24 protein-coding genes and 1 tRNA gene are annotated in these 23,213 nt (G+C 35.3%); 17 read left to right on the forward strand and 8 right to left on the reverse strand.

Annotation, left to right across the window (positions count from 1 at the left end):
• Positions 1-117 precede the first annotated feature (117 nt).
• The 8 genes from B9T31_RS09340 to B9T31_RS09375 all read left to right on the forward strand — a co-directional run bounded on the left by B9T31_RS09340 (position 118) and on the right by B9T31_RS09375 (position 7,072).
• Positions 118-1,728 (forward strand): S-layer protein, encoded by a 1,611-nt coding sequence (locus B9T31_RS09340; RefSeq protein WP_086181687.1) that lies wholly within the window; start codon positions 118-120, stop codon positions 1,726-1,728.
• Between the two features lie 535 nt (positions 1,729-2,263).
• Positions 2,264-2,485 (forward strand): transposase, encoded by a 222-nt coding sequence (locus tag B9T31_RS09345; RefSeq protein ID WP_086181688.1) that lies wholly within the window; start codon positions 2,264-2,266, stop codon positions 2,483-2,485.
• 193 nt (positions 2,486-2,678) lie between these two features.
• Positions 2,679-3,035 carry a DUF1304 domain-containing protein gene (locus B9T31_RS09350; protein ID WP_086181689.1) on the forward strand — a complete coding sequence of 119 codons (357 nt, stop codon included), beginning with the start codon at positions 2,679-2,681 and terminating at the stop codon, positions 3,033-3,035.
• A gap of 489 nt (positions 3,036-3,524) precedes the next feature.
• Positions 3,525-4,940 carry a type I glutamate--ammonia ligase gene (gene glnA / locus B9T31_RS09355; protein WP_171264726.1) on the forward strand — a complete coding sequence of 472 codons (1,416 nt, stop codon included), beginning with the start codon at positions 3,525-3,527 and terminating at the stop codon, positions 4,938-4,940.
• Positions 4,941-5,026: 86 nt separating this feature from the next.
• Positions 5,027-5,302 (forward strand): hypothetical protein, encoded by a 276-nt coding sequence (locus tag B9T31_RS09360; protein ID WP_086181691.1) that lies wholly within the window; start codon positions 5,027-5,029, stop codon positions 5,300-5,302.
• Between the two features lie 76 nt (positions 5,303-5,378).
• Positions 5,379-5,855, forward strand: a complete 477-nt coding sequence (locus B9T31_RS09365; RefSeq protein WP_416202531.1) for a chorismate--pyruvate lyase family protein — start codon at positions 5,379-5,381, stop codon at positions 5,853-5,855.
• A gap of 18 nt (positions 5,856-5,873) precedes the next feature.
• On the forward strand, positions 5,874-6,752 hold the full coding sequence (gene ubiA, locus B9T31_RS09370) for a 4-hydroxybenzoate octaprenyltransferase (RefSeq protein WP_086181693.1): 879 nt from the start codon (positions 5,874-5,876) through the stop codon (positions 6,750-6,752).
• A 110-nt stretch (positions 6,753-6,862) separates the two neighbouring features.
• Complete coding sequence (locus B9T31_RS09375) at positions 6,863-7,072, forward strand: hypothetical protein (RefSeq protein ID WP_086181694.1); 210 nt, start codon at positions 6,863-6,865, stop codon at positions 7,070-7,072.
• 45 nt (positions 7,073-7,117) lie between these two features.
• Here B9T31_RS09375 and B9T31_RS09380 read toward each other — a convergent pair whose 3' ends face one another.
• Positions 7,118-8,044, reverse strand: a complete 927-nt coding sequence (locus tag B9T31_RS09380) for a LysR family transcriptional regulator (protein ID WP_086181695.1) — start codon at positions 8,042-8,044, stop codon at positions 7,118-7,120.
• Positions 8,045-8,304: 260 nt separating this feature from the next.
• Here B9T31_RS09380 and B9T31_RS09385 point away from each other — a divergent pair, with 260 nt between their 5' ends.
• Positions 8,305-9,528 (forward strand): acyl-CoA dehydrogenase, encoded by a 1,224-nt coding sequence (locus B9T31_RS09385; RefSeq protein ID WP_086181696.1) that lies wholly within the window; start codon positions 8,305-8,307, stop codon positions 9,526-9,528.
• Between the two features lie 105 nt (positions 9,529-9,633).
• On the opposite strand, the gene B9T31_RS09390 is transcribed toward B9T31_RS09385, so the two are convergent.
• Complete coding sequence (locus tag B9T31_RS09390) at positions 9,634-10,512, reverse strand: LysR family transcriptional regulator (protein ID WP_086181697.1); 879 nt, start codon at positions 10,510-10,512, stop codon at positions 9,634-9,636.
• Between the two features lie 199 nt (positions 10,513-10,711).
• On the opposite strand from B9T31_RS09390, the gene B9T31_RS09395 reads away from it, so the two are divergent.
• From B9T31_RS09395 to B9T31_RS09405, 3 genes are all read left to right on the forward strand, one after another.
• The gene (locus B9T31_RS09395; RefSeq protein ID WP_086181698.1) at positions 10,712-12,457 is read left to right on the forward strand and encodes an acyl-CoA dehydrogenase family protein; all 1,746 of its coding nucleotides are present in this window, start codon (positions 10,712-10,714) and stop codon (positions 12,455-12,457) included.
• A gap of 15 nt (positions 12,458-12,472) precedes the next feature.
• Positions 12,473-13,672, forward strand: coding sequence for a CaiB/BaiF CoA transferase family protein (locus tag B9T31_RS09400; protein ID WP_086181699.1), 1,200 nt, complete (start codon positions 12,473-12,475; stop codon positions 13,670-13,672).
• A gap of 222 nt (positions 13,673-13,894) precedes the next feature.
• Positions 13,895-15,196, forward strand: coding sequence for an MFS transporter (locus tag B9T31_RS09405; RefSeq protein WP_086181700.1), 1,302 nt, complete (start codon positions 13,895-13,897; stop codon positions 15,194-15,196).
• Between the two features lie 181 nt (positions 15,197-15,377).
• On the opposite strand, the gene B9T31_RS09410 is transcribed toward B9T31_RS09405, so the two are convergent.
• Positions 15,378-15,453 (reverse strand) — tRNA-Asn (locus B9T31_RS09410).
• Between the two features lie 249 nt (positions 15,454-15,702).
• On the opposite strand from B9T31_RS09410, the gene B9T31_RS09415 reads away from it, so the two are divergent.
• From B9T31_RS09415 to B9T31_RS09430, 4 genes are all read left to right on the forward strand, one after another.
• Entirely contained in the window at positions 15,703-16,143 is a 441-nt protein-coding gene (locus tag B9T31_RS09415; RefSeq protein WP_086181701.1) for a hypothetical protein, read from the forward strand.
• 376 nt (positions 16,144-16,519) lie between these two features.
• On the forward strand, positions 16,520-17,842 hold the full coding sequence (locus tag B9T31_RS09420; RefSeq protein ID WP_086181702.1) for an NCS2 family permease: 1,323 nt from the start codon (positions 16,520-16,522) through the stop codon (positions 17,840-17,842).
• Positions 17,843-17,906: 64 nt separating this feature from the next.
• The gene (locus tag B9T31_RS09425) at positions 17,907-18,911 is read left to right on the forward strand and encodes an adenosine deaminase (protein ID WP_086181703.1); all 1,005 of its coding nucleotides are present in this window, start codon (positions 17,907-17,909) and stop codon (positions 18,909-18,911) included.
• A 79-nt stretch (positions 18,912-18,990) separates the two neighbouring features.
• Positions 18,991-19,350, forward strand: coding sequence for a hypothetical protein (locus tag B9T31_RS09430; RefSeq protein WP_139840907.1), 360 nt, complete (start codon positions 18,991-18,993; stop codon positions 19,348-19,350).
• 61 nt (positions 19,351-19,411) lie between these two features.
• Here the strand turns inward: B9T31_RS09430 and B9T31_RS09435 are convergent, their stop codons facing one another.
• The gene (locus B9T31_RS09435) at positions 19,412-19,966 is read right to left on the reverse strand and encodes a cytochrome b (RefSeq protein ID WP_086181705.1); all 555 of its coding nucleotides are present in this window, start codon (positions 19,964-19,966) and stop codon (positions 19,412-19,414) included.
• Between the two features lie 181 nt (positions 19,967-20,147).
• Here B9T31_RS09435 and rnhB point away from each other — a divergent pair, with 181 nt between their 5' ends.
• Positions 20,148-20,723 carry a ribonuclease HII gene (gene rnhB, locus B9T31_RS09440; protein ID WP_322853501.1) on the forward strand — a complete coding sequence of 192 codons (576 nt, stop codon included), beginning with the start codon at positions 20,148-20,150 and terminating at the stop codon, positions 20,721-20,723.
• A 63-nt stretch (positions 20,724-20,786) separates the two neighbouring features.
• Here the strand turns inward: rnhB and csrA are convergent, their stop codons facing one another.
• The 4 genes from csrA to B9T31_RS17765 all read right to left on the reverse strand — a co-directional run bounded on the left by csrA (position 20,787) and on the right by B9T31_RS17765 (position 23,117).
• Complete coding sequence (gene csrA, locus B9T31_RS09445) at positions 20,787-21,038, reverse strand: carbon storage regulator CsrA (protein WP_086181707.1); 252 nt, start codon at positions 21,036-21,038, stop codon at positions 20,787-20,789.
• Between the two features lie 239 nt (positions 21,039-21,277).
• Complete coding sequence (locus B9T31_RS09450; protein WP_086181708.1) at positions 21,278-22,558, reverse strand: aspartate kinase; 1,281 nt, start codon at positions 22,556-22,558, stop codon at positions 21,278-21,280.
• A gap of 197 nt (positions 22,559-22,755) precedes the next feature.
• Positions 22,756-22,962 (reverse strand): hypothetical protein, encoded by a 207-nt coding sequence (locus B9T31_RS09455; protein WP_086181709.1) that lies wholly within the window; start codon positions 22,960-22,962, stop codon positions 22,756-22,758.
• Complete coding sequence (locus tag B9T31_RS17765; protein WP_171264727.1) at positions 22,962-23,117, reverse strand: hypothetical protein; 156 nt, start codon at positions 23,115-23,117, stop codon at positions 22,962-22,964. The genes B9T31_RS09455 and B9T31_RS17765 overlap by 1 nt, the downstream gene beginning before the upstream one ends.
• Positions 23,118-23,213 lie beyond the last annotated feature (96 nt).

Below are 23,213 nucleotides of genomic sequence, written 5' to 3' on the forward strand. Positions count from 1 at the left end.
AATCATCAGTATTTATTATGCCTATTTGTTTAACCAATATTTTTAATAGATGGTGATTAATTCTATTGAAATATTTGATTGTTATTTTGTAAATATTGTTAATGTTTGGTAAATAAGATGACTGTGCGTTTTTTAAAAATGAAAACTCTGACGATCTCATTAGCGTGTATTGGGATTTTAGGTTTAACAGGTTGCAATGATGATAATGATAAAAAAGTGATTCAAGTGCCTGAACCTATCGAAAAAGGTGCGTGGAGTACTGGTGATTTACATGTGCATACAATTCAATCGGATGATGCACAAGTAAAATTAGCCGATGTTTTAGATTTAGCCTTAAATAAATACAGTCTAGATTGGATGCTTTTATCAAATCATTTACGTCTTGAAAAACGTGATCATGAAGGCAATGATTTAATAAATGGGTCTATTGCATTTTCTCAAGGAATGAAAGAGTTTGAAGTTCCATATATTGATTCATTAATCAAAAATGGTAAGTATCCGAATAAAACGGTTTATTCTGCTTTTGAGTGGGATATGCCAACGCATGATCATGTGAATATTGGTATTGGTATAGAGAACCAAAATAATTCTAAAAATTTAAAAGCAGTAGAAGAGTTTGAATATCTTTTTACCAATAAAGATAAAAAATATTTTAGTAATGACATTCTAAGTAAATATAGTGAAGGGGATCGTGCATTTAGTTCACATGCAGATTCGGTAAAAGCTTTAAAGTGGATTAAAACTAATTATCCTAATAGTTATATGATTCTTAATCATCCATCTCGTGGGGTGGGAAAATATTCACCAGCTCAAATTCGTGAATTACATGATACTGCGCCAGATATTTTTTACATGATTGAAGGGATGATTGGGAATCAGATGGAGCCTAATCGTGGTGGTTATGAGACTGCCTATATAGATGATAATTTAGTAAACCGTAGTTATGGCGGTGTAGATTACTACGTTGCTAAGGTTGGTGGGCTTTGGGATTCGTTGCTGGGCGAAGGGCGTCATATTTGGAATATAGCAAACTCCGATTATCACTTTACAGTGGGAAGTGGAAAGTATACGAGTGGTTATGCACCTGGTGAATATTCAAAAACATATTTATGGAAAAATGGAAATAGCCTAGCTGATGTGGTCAAAGGGCTTAAAGATGGACGTTCATTTGGTGTTTATGGCGATCTCATCAATGCTTTAGATTTTAATGTCAATGTGAATAATAAAACATATTCAATGGGGCAGACCTTAACAACAACAAAAGGTGATAATGTTACAGTCACCATTAAATTTAAAAGCCCAGAATATAATAATGAGCAATTCCCATTTAATAGTGGTAATTCGGCAAATAGTAAACCAAAAGTTGATCATGTAGATTTAATTGTGGGTGATGTTGTTCCAAAATATGAAGCAAATTCTTCAAATTATAATAACGCAAAAAATTCAACAACAAAGGTTTTAGCACGATTTACGTCCAAAGACTGGAAGACTGATGCCAATGGATTTAATGTCATCACTTATAAAATGAAGTTAGATAAAAACCAATACCTTCGTTTACGTGGGACAAATTTAGGTGTAGATGTGGAAGGTGAAACGAAAAATGGTGAGCCACTTATTGATTTGAAAAATGAAACTGTTGATCATCAGCAGCGTTTTAATGAAATCAATAAACGTAATTATGCAGATTTATGGTTCTATTCAAACCCAATTTTCTTAAATGTTAAATAAGATGTCACGATATAAAAAGCACCTGAGGGTGCTTTTTATATCGAGGTTAAGTTATAGAAGAAATACTGTTTTTGGCATTAAATAGTAAGTATTCGTCATACGTAACGTTGAAAGAAAAATAGGTTATCGCTATGGCATTATTTCTACGCGATCTCGGTTAATGTATGTTTAGCTGATTAGATTGATTTAATATAAAAATAATGCTATAATTTCAAATGATTGAATATCATACACATTGCCGAAGTGAGTGCAATATTGAAATTATATATAAATTTAGAAGATGTATTGTTAAATTCAAGTCATTAAACCGAATATGAACCGCATCCTACAGATTTTAAAAATCAACAATTATATGTAATCTATTCAATCAGGTTAAAGTAGTTAAAATACTTAATATTGTTAAATATATGCTAATGTAAAATCGTAAATTTAATTGTAGGCGAGAGCCTCTCTATATCAGTGTTCAGTCCTCTCTACTGGTTTTATTGGTTAATTATTACTCTGTTTTGCAAAAGCTCAATGAAATGAGTGAAAAATGAATATTTCAAATGGCTGGATGACAGCCGCTGCCTTTAATGGTGAGCAAATACGTGTCAAAATCATCCCATTTAAACGAAAGCAAAGTACATTATCTGGTGCAGTTTGGGTTGAAGTATGTAAACAAGTTCAAATTGAGTCTGGTGAAAAATTTAGTCTTAATATAGATGGAAAATCATTTTATACGGGTTTGAATTGTTTATATAAATTAATATTTTAAATCGTAATTTAAACAAGAAAACCTCCTTTATAGGAGGTTTTTTAATGAGCTGTATTTCGAAAAATGTTTAAAAGCATTTATTTTTTAGATCGTGATTGATGAATAAAGTATAGTGATTTTAAAACTCAAACATTTACTATTCGTTATTTATATTTTCGAGTACGATTAACTATTTAGAATAAAAGGAATTACAATGCTTGCAAAAATAATGATCACATGTATTGGCTTACTTCACATTTATATTCTGATTTTGGAAATGTTTTTATGGGATCGACCACTAGGCATGAAGGCATTTGGAAATACACTTGAAAAAGCCAAACAAACTAAAGTGTTGGCGCAAAATCAAGGGTTGTATAATGGTTTTCTTGCGGCTGGGCTTTTATGGTCACTTTTTGTTTCCGAGCCATTCTCTCTTTATTTAGGTAATTTTTTTCTGGGCTGTGTTTTGGTTGCAGGTATTTATGGAGCAATTACAGCAAGTAAAAAAATTCTTTTTATACAAGCGATTCCGGCCTTGCTTGGGCTTATCTGTTTAAATTTAGCGATATAACATTATTTTTTTTCAAATTATATTTTTGATTGAAAGCATGATTGAGCGTTTTCAATCAAAATAAGATTATTTATTCAGTTAAAAATAAAAAAAGGTGCTGAATGAAACCTAACGTTTTTATTGATCAATTAATTCTATAAATAAATGAAATGTAAATAAACCTTAGCAATATTTATTCGTGTTATATGACATTTATATTCTAGAATTTATTCAACGGCAGATATGTTGTTATCACCCAAGATATGGTTTTGCACCAATTTAGTGCTTTTGAAAAATCTTTTATAATAATTGTGCAGAAGTGTGAGTGAATATGGTGCATTTCTCTGTGTAGACAGTATAATAGTTGCAATGCAAAAGTGATATAGCTTATTTCTGATAAGAAATTCAGATTTTTAATTTAACTTTCGCATAGTTGGTACAGTATTTGCTTGATAATTACCAACTACTAACACGCACTTTCTAAGTGCAACAAAAAAACATCGGAGCAAAATGAGCATGGCGAACAAGGTCCTTCAACTCATCCAAGAAAGTGGCGCAAAATGGGTCGATTTTCGCTTTACTGATACAAAGGGTAAAGAGCAGCATGTTACTTACCCAGCAGATACGATTGATGAAGATACATTTGAAGACGGTAAAATGTTTGACGGATCTTCAATTGCTGGTTGGAAAGGCATTGAAGCTTCTGACATGATTTTACGTCCAGATGCTGAAACAGGTTTCCTTGATCCATTCTTTGCTGAGCCAACAGTGGTTGTGACTTGTGATGTAATTGAGCCTTCAACAGGTCAAGGTTACGAACGCGATCCACGCTCAATTGCTCGTCGTGCTGAAGAATATTTAAAATCTACAGGGATTGGTGATACAGCATTCTTTGGTCCTGAACCAGAATTTTTCGTTTTTGATGAAGTGAAGTGGGACATTGATATGTCTGGCGCACGTCATACATTGATTGCTGAAGAAGCGGCATGGTCTACAGGTAAAGATTATGAAGCTGGTAACTCTGGACACCGTCCACGTGTGAAAGGTGGTTATTTCCCTGTACCGCCAGTAGATTCTTCTCAAGATATGCGTGCAGATATGTGTGCGAAAATTGAAGATATCATGGGACCAGGTCGTGTAGAAGTACATCATCATGAGGTTGCATCTTGTCAGCTTGAAATTGGTGTCAGCTTTAACACTATGGTTCGTAAAGCAGATGAAGTTCAGCAGTTTAAATATGCAGTTTGGAATGTAGCACATCAATATGCGAAGACTGCAACCTTTATGCCTAAACCAATGGTGGGTGATAATGGTTCAGGTATGCACGTTCATATTTCTATTTCTAAAGATGGAAAGAACTTGTTTGCGGGCGATGAATATGCAGGTCTTTCTGAAATGGCACTGTATTTCATTGGCGGTGTAATTAAACATGCACGCTCACTGAATGCTTTAACCAATCCATCAACAAACTCATATAAGCGTTTGGTTCCACATTTTGAAGCACCAATTATGCTTGCTTACTCAGCGCGTAACCGTTCTGCTTCAATTCGTATTCCTTATGTTTCAAGCCCTAAAGGTAAGCGTATTGAAGCGCGCTTCCCAGATCCAATGATGAACCCATATTTAGGTTTTGCAGCATTGTTAATGGCGGGTCTTGATGGAATTCAAAATAAGATCCATCCAGGTGAAGCAGCTGATAAGAATTTGTATGATCTTCCTCCTGAAGAAGAAGCAAAAATTCCAACAGTTGCACATAGTTTAGATATGGCACTTGAAGCCCTTGCTGCGGACAACGACTACCTATTAAAAGGTGGTGTATTCACGAAAGACATGATTGATGCTTACATTGAATTGAAAACTGAAGAAGTTCGTCGTTTAAATACGACAACTCATCCAGTAGAATTTGATATGTATTATAGCCTGTAAGTTATTATTGAAATAAAAATCAAAAAAACCCGCTAAATACGGGTTTTTTTTGTATGATGAGGCATGAAATCAAAGATGTAGCATAGATGGCACAGCGCAAGAAACATACAAGTTTTTATCCATGGATAGATGCAAAAGATCACAGTTTAGGTTTCAAAATGAATTTTTCTATGGTGACATATATTGAAGTTGGAAGAACGGTAGAAGGCTTTAAACAAGCTGAATTTGTGGGTTTAAAGAATCCTGAGCTTGCATTAGATTATGATTATCCTCAAAGTTTTTATTTAAGTACAGAAGGTATGATTTTAATTAAAACCTTACAAGGACAGTTTCAAGTGATTGCGAAAACGGATAATTGTTAAAATATCTTAGATCATCGAATGAATTTAATCTATTAGCTAGAGCACCGATTTTATGAGAAGTAAACGAATATGGACAATGCACGATCGTCATATTTGTTCTGAATTACGAACATGGCTCTACGCAACAGGTTCTTTGACTCAGCAACTTACTGATTTGGCAGGTGGGCAGTTTAGGGTGCAGCCGACATATGAAAATTTTCAACGCTTAAGTTTCTTGGATGCACAGTGGATGGGGATGCCACATCAACATACCGCATGGGTGAGAGAAAGTTATTTATATGGTAGTGAAGTTTTACCTTGGGTGAAAGCAAAGAGCATTTTTCCTATTTTAAGTTTAAAAAAGAAAGCACGTATTTTTCAACATATTGGCTCCAAACCTATAGGGCATTTCCTCTTCCAGAGAACAATGCCTTCATGTGATCGTCGTATCATCTTGTTAGAAGATGGTTGGACAAGGCAGAGCTGTTATACTTGGCATGGATGTAAATTTATTGTTCAAGAAACGTTTCTTGCTGAATTTGAAGAATTTATTGCAGTACAGCATACAAAGTAATCGAGTTAGGAATAAGGCATGGCAACCGCATATCAAATTACTTGGCGTCAACGTTTAAAAGCTTATATTTATTTGTGCCGCTTTGATAAACCCATTGGCACAGAATTGGTTTTTTGGCCAACTATGTCAGCACTTTGGATTGCAGCAGGAGGAATTCCTGATTTAACGATATTGTTAGCCATTATTTTTGGGACAATATTTATGCGTGCAGCGGGCTGTGCCATTAATGATTTTGCAGACCGTAAAGTAGATGCTCATGTTGAAAGAACTAAAAATCGACCGCTTGCCACAGGAATTATTTCTGCAAAAGAAGCAATATGGGTGTTTATTGGTTTGGTTGCTGCCAGTGCTTGCACTTTATTTTTTTTACCGATTGCGACATTTTATTGCGCTTTAATTGGCTTAGTCCTTGCCTTTATTTATCCATTTATGAAACGCTATACGCACTTACCGCAAGTGGTATTGGGTATGGCTTTTTCATGGGGAATTCCAATGTCATTTACAGCAATGGGAAAACCACTTGATTGGACGTGTTGGCTGCTTTATTTGGGTAATTTGGCTTGGACGGTGGCATATGACACTCAATATGCCATTACAGATCGTGAATATGATTTAAAAATTGGCGTAAAGTCTACTGCGATTTTATTTGGTCAATACGATATTCCAATTATTTCGTTATTGCAGGCAGCAAGTGTATTGCTCATCGGTACTGCTTTTTATTTGCAAGAGATGTTGATCCCATTTGGTATTATTGCACTTATTTTGGTTATCGCAGACTTTATTTATCAATGGACTAAAACTAAAGATCGAGATCCTCAGTGGTGTTTCTGGGCATTTCGACATAATCGTTGGATTGGTATTATTTTATTTGTTGGTATTTTTATACAGTTATATTAAGCACTTCGATTAGGCTCTATATAGAGCCTTTTTAAATAGGATAAAGTGTTATTGAAATCTGCGATTTTATTCGTTTTAATGGCGGATTGAATTATTTTGATGCAATTTCGATGAACCAAAAACCTTCACCAATGAACAAAAAGAAAATCTACTTATTAGCAGCACTTGGATTATTTATTCCTATTTTTTTAATTACAATGGCTTTTATTGCAGTAAAGAGTGATAAAAAGAATCAAGAAAAATATAAACAACAACAAGCAGAAATACTCAAACGAATAGAAGAAAAAGCACGAGATGAGCAGACTAAAGTACAGCCGTAACGATGATGTATCTATAACATTACTATGTTGAGTATGGCTTTATATTTAGCTTGTTTCTATTGTCTGGCATTGTTCGATTAACCAGTTTAAAAAAGAGGAAACGTAGTGTGACTCATTTTTACTGGATTGAATGAAGTAATAATTTCTTGAGGATTTATAGCTAAAGTTTGAAATTTGAATTAATAATCCATTTTTTAATTCATGTTCAACAAACATTTTAGGTAAAAGCGTTATTCCCATGTCGTGTATGGCGGCTTCAGATAGCATTGAAAATAGCTCATGGCGTTGTCCTTGATATGGATTTGGATGATGTATATTTAAATGTTGAAAAAATTCTTGCCAAATAGAAAGTCGCGTTGTTTGCTGTAAAAGAGGAAATTCCTTAAGTTGCTCGGGCTGTAGTGTATGGTTCTTATGGGTAGGATATATTTTTTTGAAAAGCGTTGGGCTACATACTACGATTAAATCTTCTTGCATTAAAAACTGCGATTTTATTCCAGACCATTGTTCAATTTGTTGTACTGTTCCTGCAAAAATTGCAGCATCAAAATTATTCTCACTAAATAGAAAAGGCTTCGTATTTGTCTCCATTTGAATATTAATATTGGGATTTTTATTTTGAAAATCGGCAATTCGTGGAACCAACCATCGTGTTGCAAAGGTTGGTACAATGCCTAATTTAAGTGTTCCACTCGTACCTTGATGTGAAAGAATATCTAAACTACATTGCTCTAAAGCAATTAGTAGTGGTTTAATATTTTTATAATAGTTATCACCTGCCGTTGTGAGTTCTACGCCATATTGTGTTCTCGTAAATAGGCTCACTCCTAAAAAAGACTCTAGTTGTTGAATCTGGCGAGATACAGCACTTTGTGTTAAAAATAATTCTTTTGCAGCAGTTGTATAATTACCTAACTTTGCTGCAGCTTCAAAACATAATAAGCTTTGAACAGTCGGGATACTTCTTCTCATAACAAGGTCTGAAATTAGATTTTAAATATATTTAATAATGAGATATAAGTATGTTTCTTCGCAAGAGGATTTATTTAAATTATTTATAAAATATCATAAGTATTTGTATTATAAATTTATATTTAAAATAATTTATAATTATTTTTATGCTTCTTTTGTTTCAGATATGCTAAAAATGCATAATGCCATGCAAATTTATCGTTTGAACATCAGATATGATCTGCCTAAGATAATATGAAAGATTAAAAAGAGATGAAGGAATGAATCAATTGGTTAATATGCAAAAAAAAGAGAAAGTTCATTTTAATTGGCAAGATCCCTTTTTACTTGAACAGCAATTGACAGAAGAAGAGCGCATGATTCGTGATACAGCGCATGCTTATTGCCAAGGGAAATTACAACCACGTGTGTTAGAACAATTTCGTCATGAAAAAACTGATCCACGTATTTTTCGCGAAATGGGAGAGCTTGGTTTGTTAGGACCAACAATTCCTGAGCAATATGGTGGTTCAGGTTTAAACTATGTTAGTTATGGCTTAGTTGCCCGTGAAATTGAATATGTGGATTCAGGTTATCGTTCAATGGCCAGCGTACAAAGCTCATTGGTGATGGTGCCTATTAATGAATTTGGAAGTGAAGAACAAAAACAAAAGTATTTACCAAAACTTGCAACAGGTGAATATATTGGTTGCTTTGGCTTGACTGAGCCTGATCACGGTTCAGATCCTGGAAGTATGATTACACGTGCTAAAAAGGTTGATGGTGGTTATCGTTTAACTGGCGCAAAAATGTGGATCACCAATAGCCCAATTGCAGATGTATTTGTCGTTTGGGCGAAAGAAGTTTCTAAAGAAGGGAATATCGGTGCTATTCGCGGTTTTATTTTAGAAAAAGATTGGGAAGGGCTTTCTGCACCTGCAATTCACGGCAAGGTGGGTTTACGTGCATCTATTACAGGTGAAATTGTAATGGATAATGTCTTTGTTCCAGAAGAAAATGCATTTCCTGAAATCAGAGGTTTACGCGGTCCTTTCACTTGCCTAGATAGTGCACGTTACGGGATTGCTTGGGGGGCAATGGGGGCTGCAGAGTTCTGTTGGCATACTGCACATCGATATACAATGGATCGTAAGCAATTCGGTCGACCATTAGCTGCCAATCAACTTATACAAAAAAAATTAGCGGATATGCAAACTGAGATTGCACTGGGATTACAAGCTGCCTTAAGGTTTGGGCGTATGAAAGATGAGGGGATTGCTGCGGTTGAAGGGACATCTTTAATTAAACGTAATAACTGTGGCAAAGCTTTAGATATTGCACGTTTAGCACGAGATATGATGGGGGGTAATGGAATAAGTGATGAGTTTGGTGTTGCCCGTCATTTGGTTAACCTTGAGGTTGTAAATACCTATGAAGGTACACATGATGTACATGCTTTAATTTTAGGACGAGCACAAACAGGTATTGCAGCATTTGCAAATTAAATTCATTAAAAAATCAAAAATTAAGGGTTACATTGATGTAGCCCTTTTTTGTGAGGAGATAATTAAGTCTTGTAATCAAGGGATTTTAACTGATGGGCAATGATATTACTCAGCAAAATTGAGATTATTTATAAAATTATTTAATACAATAGACGTCATATTTTTATTCCAAATACAATAAGTATCTGAGCGAATTTGATTATTTTCAATTGGAATAAAGCAAAGATGTCCTTTGCCTAAAATCTGCATAGATTTAGGGACAATTGCAAAGCCTAAACCAATTTCTACACATTGGATAATGGTCAGCCAATTACGAACCTCATGGGTGAGTTTGGGGCTAAAACCTGCATTAATGCAAATAGAGGTAATTTGATCATGATAGTGTGGTGCAATTGGGCGTGGGAACAAAATAAAATTTTCATTTTGTAATTGTTTTAGATCTATTTTTTCTTGTTGTGAAAATGGATGATTTTTCGGAAGGCAACAAACAAAATCTTCTGATAGAAAGAGCTGTTGCTCTAATTGAGGATCTTGATGATATAAATGCACAAAACCTAAGTTAATTTGCTCCAATTTAACGGCTTGAATTTGTTCTAAAGAATTCATTTCTTTTAAAATAATATTAATTTGAGGGTATTGGATTTGAAAATTTGTAATATATTGATTCAAACTACTAAATAAAGTTGAACTTGAAAATCCGACTCTAAGTTGCCCTAATATTCCTGAAGCCACTTGCTCACACATCTGCTTCATATCTTCGGCATGTTTTAAGAGCATGATCGCTTCTTGATAAAAAAGTGAACCAGCATCTGTGAGTGCAACATTTTTATTATTTCGAATAAATAAAGCAAAGCCTAGATGTTGTTCAAGCTGTTGAATACTCAGACTTAAGGGTGGTTGTGAAATATGTAGTCGTTGAGCAGCGCGACCAAAATGAAGTTCTTCCGCAACAGTCACAAAATATTTTAATTGTCTAAGTTTCATTTGAGTTGTCCTTTTTGGGATGATCTTATTTTTAAATTAATACGTGTAAAATCTGCTGATGAGTGAGTGATAAGATCACCATACGTTGATACATTTTATAAATCAAACAGTTTAAATAATATATTTTACTTAATATTGAATGCTTTTTACTCTGAAGTGAACTAAGGAAAGATAGATCAACTTCTACATAGGAGTAAAAATGGTTAATTTAAATATTATGCAAGGAATAGAGGTCAATAATATTCCTGATCGCGCAGGACAAAACTTTTTCACTGCAGATCCAGCAATCAATAATCTACTCAAAATTTATTTACCTTCAGATCTTTATACTCACTTATTACCACATTTTGAAAAATTAGGTCTTGAAGTGGGTGGTCATTTAGATCGTTTGGCATTAAGCGCTGATAAGAATCCGCCAACATTACAATATCGAAATCGTCGTGGTTTTGATGAGCAAAAAATAAATAAGCATCCAGATTATATTGAACTTGAGAAAAAAGCATATAGCGAACTTGCATTAGCAAGCATGTCGTATAAAAAAGGTGTGTTTGGTTGGGATGATGTAATTCCACCCATGGCAAAATATGCAATGACCTATTTATTTGTTCAAGCTGAATTTGGCTTATGTTGCCCAGTGAGCATGACTGATTCATTGACACATACGATGTGTAAATATGCATCATCTGACGTTATTGAAAAATATTTACCTAACCTCTTAACCTCAGATTTTGATGCACTGACCCAAGGTGCGATGTTTATTACAGAACAGGGTGCAGGTTCTGATGTATCTGCAATTACCACCACAGCGGTCGAAAAAAATGGCGAATGGTTTTTAACGGGTGATAAATGGTTTTGCTCTAATCCAGATGCAGGTGTTGCCATGGTACTCGCACATGTAGATGGTGCGCCAGAAGGAATGAAAGGTTTAGGTTTATTCCTTATGCCTAAGCTGCTCGATAATGGTCAGCATAATCATTATGAAATTCTTCGCTTAAAAGACAAAATGGGTACGCGGTCAATGGCGAGTGGTGAAATTTCGCTACAAGGTGCAAAAGCATATTTACTTGGTGAGATTGGTCGAGGCTTCCAGCAAATGGCAGATATGATCAATTTATCTCGTATTTCAAATGGTGTCCGCGCGGCTGGATTAATGCGCCGTGCGGTTGGTGAGGCACTGTATATTTGTAAGCATCGTTATGCATTTGGTAAGGCATTGCAAGAATTACCACTTCAACGTAAACAACTATTAAAAATGATGCTTCCAAGTGAACAAGCCAAAAGCATGATGCTACACACAGCATTACTTTTGCATAAATCCAGACAGGGTGATGAACAGGCAGCATCTTGTGTGCGTATTTTAACGCCACTCATTAAATTCCGTGTTTGCCGTGATGCTCGAAAAGTAACTAGCGATGCGATGGAAGTACGTGGTGGTTGTGGTTATATCGAAGAATGGTCGGATCCAAGAATTGTTCGAGATGCACACTTGGGTTCGATTTGGGAAGGAACCAGTAATATCGTTGCTTTAGATGTGATTAGAGCGACCAAAAGAGCAAATGCATTAGAAGCCTTGGTACCTTATTTATTGTCATTATTAGATGACACACACATTCCTCAAATTACCAAAGACACATTAACGACAAAGTTAAATCAAGTGGTCAAGTTGATTTCATATGTGACACGTGAAGATGATGAGGCGGATACACGTAAGGCTGCAACGGCACTTTATCATGTGAGCACAGCCATTATGATGGCATGGGAATCTGTGCAAATTTCAGATCATTGGCAACGGCTAGCTTGGGCACATCAAGTCGTGAAATATAAACTTTCAAGCATTGATCCCTTACAAGCAGATTTTGATCAGAAATATGCTGAACTTGAAAATGCGTTAATTCAAGAAAAGCCAGTTTCACAACAACAAGCATTATCAATTCTTTTGGGATAGACGGAGGCATCAAGGATGAATATGAATACAGGTGCTTTGCAAGGGATTAAAATTGTTGATTTAAGTCGAGTACTTGGTGGTCCTTTTTCCGCACAAGTCTTAGCAGATCATGGTGCTGACGTTATAAAGGTAGAACCTCCTCAAAAAGATGAAACTCGGTTTTGGGGACCGCCTTTTCGGCAAGACAGTGCTGCATATTTTTCGGGCATTAATCGCAATAAAAAAGGGATTGTCGTTGATTTAACCAAAGTTGAAGGTCGAGATATTCTACTAAAACTTCTTGAAGATGCTGATGTAGTCGTCGAAAACTTTAAAATTGGAACGCTAGAAAAGTGGGGGCTAGGTTATGAGGACGTATTATCAAAAAAATTTCCGCGATTAATTCATTGTAGAGTGACGGGTTTTGGTATGGATGGTCCCTTAGGGGGGCTACCAGGCTATGATTCTGTTATTCAAGCCATGACTGGGATTATGAGTGTAAATGGTGAGCCAGAGGGTGAGTCATTAAGAGTGGGATTACCTGTTGTTGATATGGTGACGGGACTAAATGCTGCGATCGGTATATTGCTTGCGATACAGGCACGTCATAAAACAGGTCAGGGACAATTGGTTGAAGCTGCACTTTTTGATACAGGTATTTCACTTTTGCATCCACATATTCCAAATTATATGTGGTCAGGTAATATTCCTCAAAAAACAGGGAATGCTCATCCTAATATTACGCCTTATGATGCTTACCAAACAGGATCAAGTCCAATTTATATCGCAGCAGGAAATGACCAACAGTTTGCTAAACTTTGTCATCATTTGAATTTACAAAATTTAACAACTGACGCACGTTTTATCAGTAATGCTCAACGATGTTCAAATAAAAAAGAACTAAAAGCAATTTTAGAGCAATGCTTAATTAATTATGACGGAAATAAAATTGCCCATGATCTGATACAAAAAGGTGTGCCTTGTGGACCAATTTTGAATATTGAGGAAGTGGTACAACATCCTCATACACAGCATCGAAAAATGCTGATACCAATTGGAGATGAATATGTTGGTATTGCTTCTCCGATTAAATTAAGTCAAACACCTGCAAGTTATCGAATGGCGCCACCAAGTTTTTCTCAGCATACAGCTGATGTATTGCTGAAACATGGTTTTAGTCAAGAGCAAATTAATTTACTGATTGAACATCAAATTATTCAACCAGAAAAGCCATAAATAATGAGCAGATAAGCGTGTTCATTGATTCAGTCTTTTAATGGAGTTGGACTGAGCTTTTTAATTATTTGTTTTATAAATTGAAATAAATATATGCACTTAAATAACGGTGAATACATTTAATTATATTAATAAAATGGACAGCAAAATATTGGAAAAATACTACATATTTATTTAAAACTTATGTGGCACCTTTTTGCTGTCCTCGATCAGGGATATCATATGGAAAATGTGAATCAAACAGAAAAAGCCAAGGTGGCTAAAAAGGCAGGAATTGCAGCATTTGTTGGTACAACGATCGAGTGGTATGACTTCTATGCCTATAGTACGGCAGCAGCTTTAGTTTTTGCAAAAATATTTTTTCCAGTTACAGATACGGCAACAGGTACTTTAGCTGCATTTGCGACATTTTGGATTGGTTTCCTAGCACGACCTGTAGGTGGTATGGTTTTTGGTCATTTAGGTGATAGGATTGGACGTAAAAAAACATTAATTATTACTTTAATTTTAATGGGTGTGTGTACAACTGCAATTGGACTATTACCGACCTATGAGACTATAGGGATTGCAGCCCCAATTACTTTAATATTTTTACGGTTACTGCAGGGTATTGCAATGGGGGGGGAATGGGGTGGAGCAGTACTGCTTTCTGCTGAGCATGCACCTAAAGGTAAAGAGTTATTATATTCAGCTTTTGCTCAGCAAGGTTCGCCTGTTGGGAATTTATTAGCCACATCTATTTTCTTTGCATTTTCATTTTTACCCGATGATCAGTTTCTTTCTTGGGGTTGGAGAGTTCCATTTTTATTTTCAGCACTGTTGGTAATTACGGGTTTATATATTCGTTTAAGTGTTGCGGAATCACCCGTGATGCAACAATTAAAAGAAAGCAAAACTTTAGTAAAGGTTCCATTAAAAGAAGTACTTAAGAAATATAAGATGATGGTGTTTTTGGGAATGGCTGCATGTACAATTGGGCTCTCAGCAACCTATTTTAAAACAACTTTTGCCTTATCATGGGCAGTAAATGAAATTGGATTTACGCGTTCAGATTTCTTAGGCATTGTGACTATCGCTTTAATTACTCAAGTAATATTTCAACCATTTGGAGCAATTATTGCTTCAAGAATTAATTTGAAAAAAGCGGTTGTATGGATTTTATTACCTGAAATTATTTTATTACCTTTGGCTTTTGTATTGATTGCTACAAAGTCTTATGCATGGGCTGCATTTGGTATGGCGATCGCTACGATTCCACACTCTATGTATTATTCTTTTTTAGGTGGGATTCTAGTAAAAGCATTTCCACCGAATGTGAGATATACCGGTATTTCTTTAAGTTACCAATTATGCGGAATGATTTTCGCTGGATCTACACCGATTATTGCTCAGTTTTTATTAAATGAAACAGGTTCGATTATTTCTGTGATTAGTCTGGCACTGTTCCATATTTTATTGAGTATAGTATGTGCGGTATATCTAATTTCTCGTTATGAATCTGTGCAAAGAACTAATGCGATATAGGTAGAAAAATGAACTTATTTGACTAGTTTTCAAAATATAAAAGATACTGGCTACAGTATCTTTTTTTTGAATCAATGAATTATAGCAACACATACAATTAAGATGTTTGAAGTCTTTGATGATTTGGAGAAATGATTCTAATTGATACAAAAAAACCACTTATGAAAGTGGTTTTAAATTATGGCTCTCCCACCTGGGCTCGAACCAGGGACCTGCGGATTAACAGTCCGTCGCTCTACCGACTGAGCTATGGGAGAATCTGTAGCAGATTATAAGGACATTTAAGAGAGCGTCAAGAGAGAATAGACATCTATTTAAAAATAATGCACTTAGATGGTGGTTATTTAAACAGAAGTCATATATTTTAGAAAAAAATGAAGAGGGACTTGAAAAATGAGAAATCAATTGCTAGTCTAAATATATAGAAAGAATGTTTAGGTATAAGCCTAGACTGTGTGGATTTAACCAACTTGCCAGCACTAAAATGGCTAAACAGGAGAAGGCGAATGAATGCGCTAACAATCCAAAAGATTTTTTCAAATATTGATTATTATCAAGATCAGTACCTCTCTATTTTAAATAATGCGGATCTCTACTTTTCCATAGTTGATGATGCTCAATTACAACTGCGTTTTGTAAAAGATAAACAGCTCTATTTGGGTGATTTACTGCAATTGTGGTTTTCAGAGAAATGGATTTTTAATCCTGAACATAAAATTAGCCTAAGTCAATTTTTTACTAAACAAATTGCCCAATCAAATGACCATTTGTATGTGTTTGCAATTCGCGGTAATGCTGTAACAGGACAGAATATTTGTAAAGCGTGGAATATACACGAGCAAAAAGTGGTAGATATATGTTTGGATGCGATTCTGCCTTATTACTGTTATTTTGAGAGCATTACACGGCCTTCATTGCATTTAGGCGCTTCAAAGATTCTGATCTAGGGGGATATGCCTAGAGTTGAGATCACGAAAATCAATTTCAATAGTTTTGAATATAGTTGAATGCATTGAGCATATTAGAAATGAAGAAATTAAGAAAAATTTGAAAAGCCAATGTGATATAATTCAAAAATTAATAAAGCTAGAAAGTGATGTTTAATTATATAACTGATTGATATTACTTCTAATCAAGAAGCTGCATCTACAATATGCAGCTTTTTTATTTATTGTTGAAATTGATATTTTGAAAATATATCAATTATTTAATGTAATAAATCTAGCTTTTAAATGGGCATATTCATTGCTATGAAATTGTAAATCCACATTGAAAAACTAATTTTCAATATTTACGCTGAGTTTACTTAATAGGGGCTAGGTCATGACGACTCCTAATCCATCCGCAGAGAATTTGCTAGAACGGCTGTTTAAGCTAAGTGAAAATAAAACCAACTTTCGTACAGAGGTTTTAGCAGGTGTAACTACATTTTTAACGATGTGCTACATCATTATTGTGAATCCAATGATTTTATCCGAAACAGGAATGGATCATGGTGCAGTCTTTGTAGCAACCTGCTTGGCAGCCGCAATTGGCTGTTTTGTAATGGGGCTTATTGCAAACTATCCGATTGCGCTTGCACCAGGAATGGGTTTAAACGCATATTTTACCTATTCCGTATGTTTAGGTATGGGAGTGCCTTGGCAAACCGCATTAGCAGCCGTATTTATTTCTGGTTGTATATTTATTGCCATTAGTATGTTTAAAATTCGCGAGGCAATTGTTAATGCAATTCCAATGTCACTGAAGTTGGCGATTGGTGGTGGTATTGGTTTATTCCTTGCACTTGTTGCACTTAAAAATGCAGGCATTATTGTAGATAACCCAGCAACATTGGTTGGCTTGGGAGAGTTGACACAACCTTCTGTTCTACTTGCACTGTTAGGTTTTTTACTCGTTGTTGTGATGCATCATTTTAAAATTCGTGGTGCACTGATCATTAGTATTTTGGTGATCACAGCAATTTCTACAGTATTGGGTTATAACGAGTTTCAAGGCGTTATTGGGGAAGTTCCATCTCTTGCACCAACCCTAATGCAAATGGATTTTACAGGCTTATTTGAAGCAAGTTTAATAGGTGTTATTTTTGTATTCTTTCTAGTTGATTTATTTGATTCTACAGGAACTTTGGTTGGTGTATCACATCGAGCTGGCTTGTTGAAAGACGGAAAATTACCACGTTTGAAAAAGGCTCTCTTTGCCGATTCTACTGCAATTGTAGCAGGTGCTGCATTAGGTACCTCTTCAACAACGCCTTATATCGAATCTTCTGCTGGCGTTGCTGCAGGTGGTCGTACAGGCTTAACGGCAATTGTGGTTGGTGTATTATTTATTGCGTGTTTATTTTTAGCACCTTTGGCACAGTCTGTACCAGGTTTCGCCACGGCACCAGCTTTACTCTTTATTGGTGTATTAATGATTCAGGGAATCATTCATATTGAGTGGGATGATATTACAGAAGCCGCACCTGCATTTTTAACCATTATTTTTATGCCATTTGCTTATTCTATTGCAGATGGTATTGCAATGGGCTTTATTAGTTATGCACTAATTAAATTATTGACAGGTAAAGCCAAGACTGTTCCTTATATGGTTTGGATTGTTGCTGTACTTTGGGCATTAAAGTTTGCCTTATTTGGTGGCTAATTCGTTAAATTTGTCCAAGAGGGTGTAGACAGTGTTTACACCTTTTTTATTTTTGAGGATAACAATGAATCAATTTGATTTAATTCGTGTAATACCAAAAGCAGAATTGCATGTACATATAGAAGGTACTTTTGAACCCGAGCTTATGTTTAAAATCGCTCAACGTAATCAGATTGAAATTCCTTATAAATCTGTAGATGAAATTAAACAAGCGTATAATTTTCATAATCTACAATCTTTTTTAGATATTTATTATGCGGGTGCCAATGTTCTGATTCAAGAGCAAGATTTTTATGATTTAGCTTGGGCATATTTTGAGAAATGTGCAGAAGATAATGTGGTGCATAGCGAAATTTTCTTTGATCCACAAACACATACAGATCGTGGTGTGGCATTTGATACTGTTATTTTAGGCTTAAAGCGTGCATGTGATGATGCATTGGAAAAGCTAGGAATCAGTTCACATCTAATTATGTGTTTTTTACGTCACTTAAGTGAAGACAGTGCATTTGAAACTTTAAAGCAAGCATTGCCTCATAAAGAGCACATTATTGGTGTTGGTCTAGACTCAAGTGAAGTTGGACATCCTCCAGCAAAATTTGAACGTGTATTTGCTCAAGCAAAAGCAGAAGGATTTTTGACTGTTGCACATGCAGGTGAGGAAGGTCCACCAGAATATATTTGGGAAGCATTAGATTTATTGCAAGTGAATCGAATTGATCATGGTGTTCGATCGGAAGAAGATGCGCAGCTCATGCAAAGATTAATTAATGAAAAAATGCCATTAACGGTATGTCCGCTCAGTAATTTAAAATTGTGCGTAGTTGAAGATATGTCACAGCACAATATTCGTCGTTTATTACAAAAAGGCGTTCATGTTACTGTTAATTCAGATGATCCATCCTACTTTGGCGGTTATATGAATGACAATTTTATTGCGATTACACAAGCGTTAAATCTAACCAATGATGAAATTAAAACCTTAGCGATTAATTCATTTGAGGCTTCATTTATTTCGACAGAACAGAAAAAGTTGTATATTGATCAAGTAAATAATTTGTTTCAATAGAAATATTGTTGATATAGCTAGAAATAGTGTATAATAAATAGGCAGTAATTTTGCTGTCTATTTATGAAAAGTAATGTTTATGCAAAAAAAGCTAATAAACTTTATAGGTCAGATGGCTTTTCTTGGAAGTATAATTGTTTCAATGAATGTTTTGGCAAAATCACCATCAGATTCGAAAAGTTTAGAATCGGTCGTAGAGTCACAATGTATTAGAGAACTCAATGATTCTAGAGTGTGGCGTAATGCTTTACTTATGAAATCGCAACAAGAACAAACTGCAACGAAAAGAAGTGTTTGTCAGTGTGTGAATCAAGAAGTGATGCAAGATAGCTCAGTCAAGGCTCTATCGGGTACATTTAATGAAACAGAGCATCGCGACTTAGTTTCTAAGGCAGTACTGAAAAGCTTAAGAACATGTGCGCAACAAATTTTAAATTAATATGTAATGAATAAAAAAGCAACGATCTAGAATCGTATGATTTCTAGATCGTTTTAAATAATTATTTTGGCTGTTTTGTCATACTATTTAAAATATTATCTTTATCTATAAAATGATGCTTTAGTGCAGCAAGTAAATGTCCAACCACCAAAAGCCCAGCCGCCCAAGATAACCAAATGTGTAATGGTTTTACGATTGCTGTAACTTCAGGATTTTTACCAATTAATGCAGGAATATCAAATAAGTATAAAACGGGTGCTGGATAACCTGCACTCCAACTAAAAAGGCAGCCTGTAATGGGGAGTGCCAGTAACATAAAATAAAGTGCTAAATGTCCTAAATGTGCGAAAGTTTTCATGCGTGGTGACATTGAGTCTGGTAACTGTGGAGCAGGGTGGGTATATCTCCAAAAAATACGAATGACGACTAAAAAGATAATGACGGTCGCAATATTCTTATGTAGGGTCGTCATATCCCCTTTGAAGCTTCCATTTACATCATAGCTTAAAAAATTTCCACTATAAAACCCGATAATCCATGCAAGAATAAAGATGATTGCCATGATCCAATGTAAGACTTGTGCGGTGCGAGTATAGTACTCAGTTGTATTATTCATTTTTTATAGGCTGTTAAAACGTTAAGTATATAATAATTTTATTCCATTATATAAGTGACGATCTGAAACGGAACGTTTGAATAATAGAACATTTATGATGGAATGAGGTGTATTTACATTATTCTCTTGCATTTAATATTATACTTATACGGATTAGTTTAAAAACTTTGTTGTGAGAAATATTGTGAAGAAAGTTGCGGGTGCAGATGAAGCAGGTCGTGGGCCATTGGTTGGCGCTGTAGTGGCAGCAGCTGTAATTTTGGATCCACAAAATCCTATCGAAGGATTAAATGATTCTAAAAAGCTCACTGAAAGAAAACGTGAAAAGTTATTTATTGAAATTAAAGAAAAGGCCTTGGCATGGGCGATTGCTGAATGTTCTGCGGCTGAAATAGATGAAATAAATATTTTACAGGCATCTCTATTGGCCATGCGACGTGCAGTAGAAAAGTTGAATATTCAACCTGATCACTTACTTGTGGATGGCAATAAAACTCCATTAGGTCTAGTGATGAGTTGTGAGGCCGTTATTGGTGGGGATGCTATTCACCCAGAAATTTCTGCGGCGAGTATTTTGGCGAAAGTCGCTCGAGATTATGAAATGGTTGAATTAGATAAAAAATATCCGCAATATGGTTTTGCAAAGCATAAAGGTTATCCAACGAAAGCACACTTTGCTGCGATTGCTGAGCATGGCGTTATTGCTGAACATCGACGTAGTTTTGGACCAGTACGTAAAGTATTAGAGAATAAATAATTTTTGAGTGATAAGTAATATTAAAGCGGCTAAGAAGCCGCTTTATTAAAAAAGATTTTAACCTTAACGATTAAAATCTTTTTGAAAATTATCTTCTTCAAAAGAAGGTTGATAATCTTGGTCAATATGTTGGAGATGTTCGTGCATAGCACGTTCGTGTTGAATTCTTTGATAAATTTCTTCACGATGCACAGATACTTCTTTAGGAGCATTCACACCAATACGTACCTGATTACCTTTTACACCAAGTACAGTTACACTGACTTGATCCCCAATCATTAATGTTTCGCCGACACGTCGGGTTAGAATCAGCATGTTTATCTCCTTGCAAAACGCTAAACTTGCAATTTTAAAAAAGTAGGAAAAGACACAACCTAAAAGTCTATAAATTTTAACAGAATTTTGTGATAAACATCATGTTAGATACAAAATTGTTTAAATTATTAAGTTACTTTATTAGAATATAACAGAGCCACTAGTGCTAGTGCTAGTGGCTCATTTTTTATATTGTTTTAAAGTATGATATTTAAAACAATATATAAGGAAAGTGTGCGCTAGGCACGTGTGCTAGATTCACCGTGTTCGCGATCTAAGCCAAAAGTCGTATGTAAAGCACGTACTGCAAGCTCTAAATATTTTTCATCAATAATCACTGAAATTTTAATTTCAGATGTTGAAATCATTAAAATATTAATGCCTTCTTTTGCAAGCGCAGTAAACATTTTACTTGCAACACCAGCATGAGAGCGCATACCAACACCAACAATAGATACTTTTACAATATCTGAGCGTGTTGCAACTTCGCGTGCACGAATTTCTTGGGCAGTTGCTTCTAAAATAGCTTTTGCTTTTGGTAATTCACTACGATTTACAGTAAATGTAAAATCGGTAGTTCCATCTTCTTCGACATTTTGGATAATCATATCGACTTCAACATTTGCATCTCCAATTGGAGATAAAATTTTTGAAGCGATACCTGGTTCATCTGGTACGCCTAGAATTGTTAATTTTGCTTCGTCACGGTTAAACGCGATACCTGAGATAATTGGTTGTTCCATATTGTCTTCCGCCTCAGTGGTGATTAGTGTTCCGACGTTATTTTTGAAATCTTCGTCGAATGCGCCATCATCGTCATTATCAAAACTAGATAATACGCGTAAAGGGACTTGATATTTCCCTGCAAATTCTACAGAGCGAATTTGTAAAACTTTTGATCCAAGTGATGCCATTTCTAGCATTTCTTCAAATGAAATACGATCAACTTTTTTTGCTTTTGGTGCAACACGTGGGTCTGTTGTATATACACCATCTACATCTGTATAAATTTGGCATTCATCTGCTTTTAACGCAGCTGCAAGTGCAACACCAGTTGTATCTGAACCGCCACGACCTAAGGTAGTCGTATTGCCATGCTGATCTACACCTTGGAAACCCGCAACAACAATCACTTGACCATCATTTAAATAGTTGGTCATAAGATCGGTATCAATTGCTTCGATGCGTGCTTTCGTAAAGGCGCTATCAGTTTTGATGCCAACTTGACGACCAGTGAGAGAGCTTGCTTTAACACCAATGGAATTAAGAGCCATGGCTAACATTGAAATCGTTACCTGTTCACCTGTAGATACCATTTGATCAAGTTCACGTGGATCAGGTGTTTCGGTAATGGCTTTTGCAAGCGCTAGTAAGCGATTTGTTTCACCACTCATGGCAGAAACCACGACCACAACTTTGTGACCATGATCATGCCAACGCTTGATACGACGAGCAACATTTAAAATGCGCTCGGGAGTACCCATAGAAGTACCGCCATATTTTTGAACGATTAATGCCATGTTACCTAAACCTTTGTAAATAATCAGGTAAAGTTAGTTCTTGCTTCCTGCTTTTTTATTTATGTACACTATTTTGTACACAATTGAAATTTCAGATTTTAGCAAGCCGTAAAATTCGCAGTAAGTATATAGGAATGAAAAAATGCGAACAATAATTAAGATTGCTTAAATCAAACAAATTTATGATTAAATCACTTTTATATAACTTTCTTTAATTCCTCTATTTGTAATTCCCAATTAATTATATCTTGAGTCAAATAGCGTTTCATTGTTCCACCATCTGAACCAAATATCGGAGCAGGGAAAGGAATTCCCCAAGGAGTTTTTTCTTGCCAGCGGTTTAATGTACGTTTAGAAATATGAAACATTTCACAAACAGAATTTGATGTCACATACTTATCCATCAACAAACCTCCTTTAAACTTTCTACAGCACTTTCAGGCAATCCAAACACTTCATTAAAAGCTTGATCAAAACCGCCGTCAGTAATGAACTGATCAATTGAGTTTATTTGTTTGTCGGTTTCCAATTCTTCAACTTCAGAGCATTGTTTAGTCATGGGTTGGCTCCTGATTGAAATTATTCAGGGCATTTTCACAAGCTTCTTCGGTTGTTGATCCTTGCCCATTTAATAAAACTTTTCGATTAGGATCTT

The sequence above is a fragment of the Acinetobacter sp. ANC 4558 genome (genome assembly GCF_002135375.1).
Taxonomy (GTDB): domain Bacteria; phylum Pseudomonadota; class Gammaproteobacteria; order Pseudomonadales; family Moraxellaceae; genus Acinetobacter.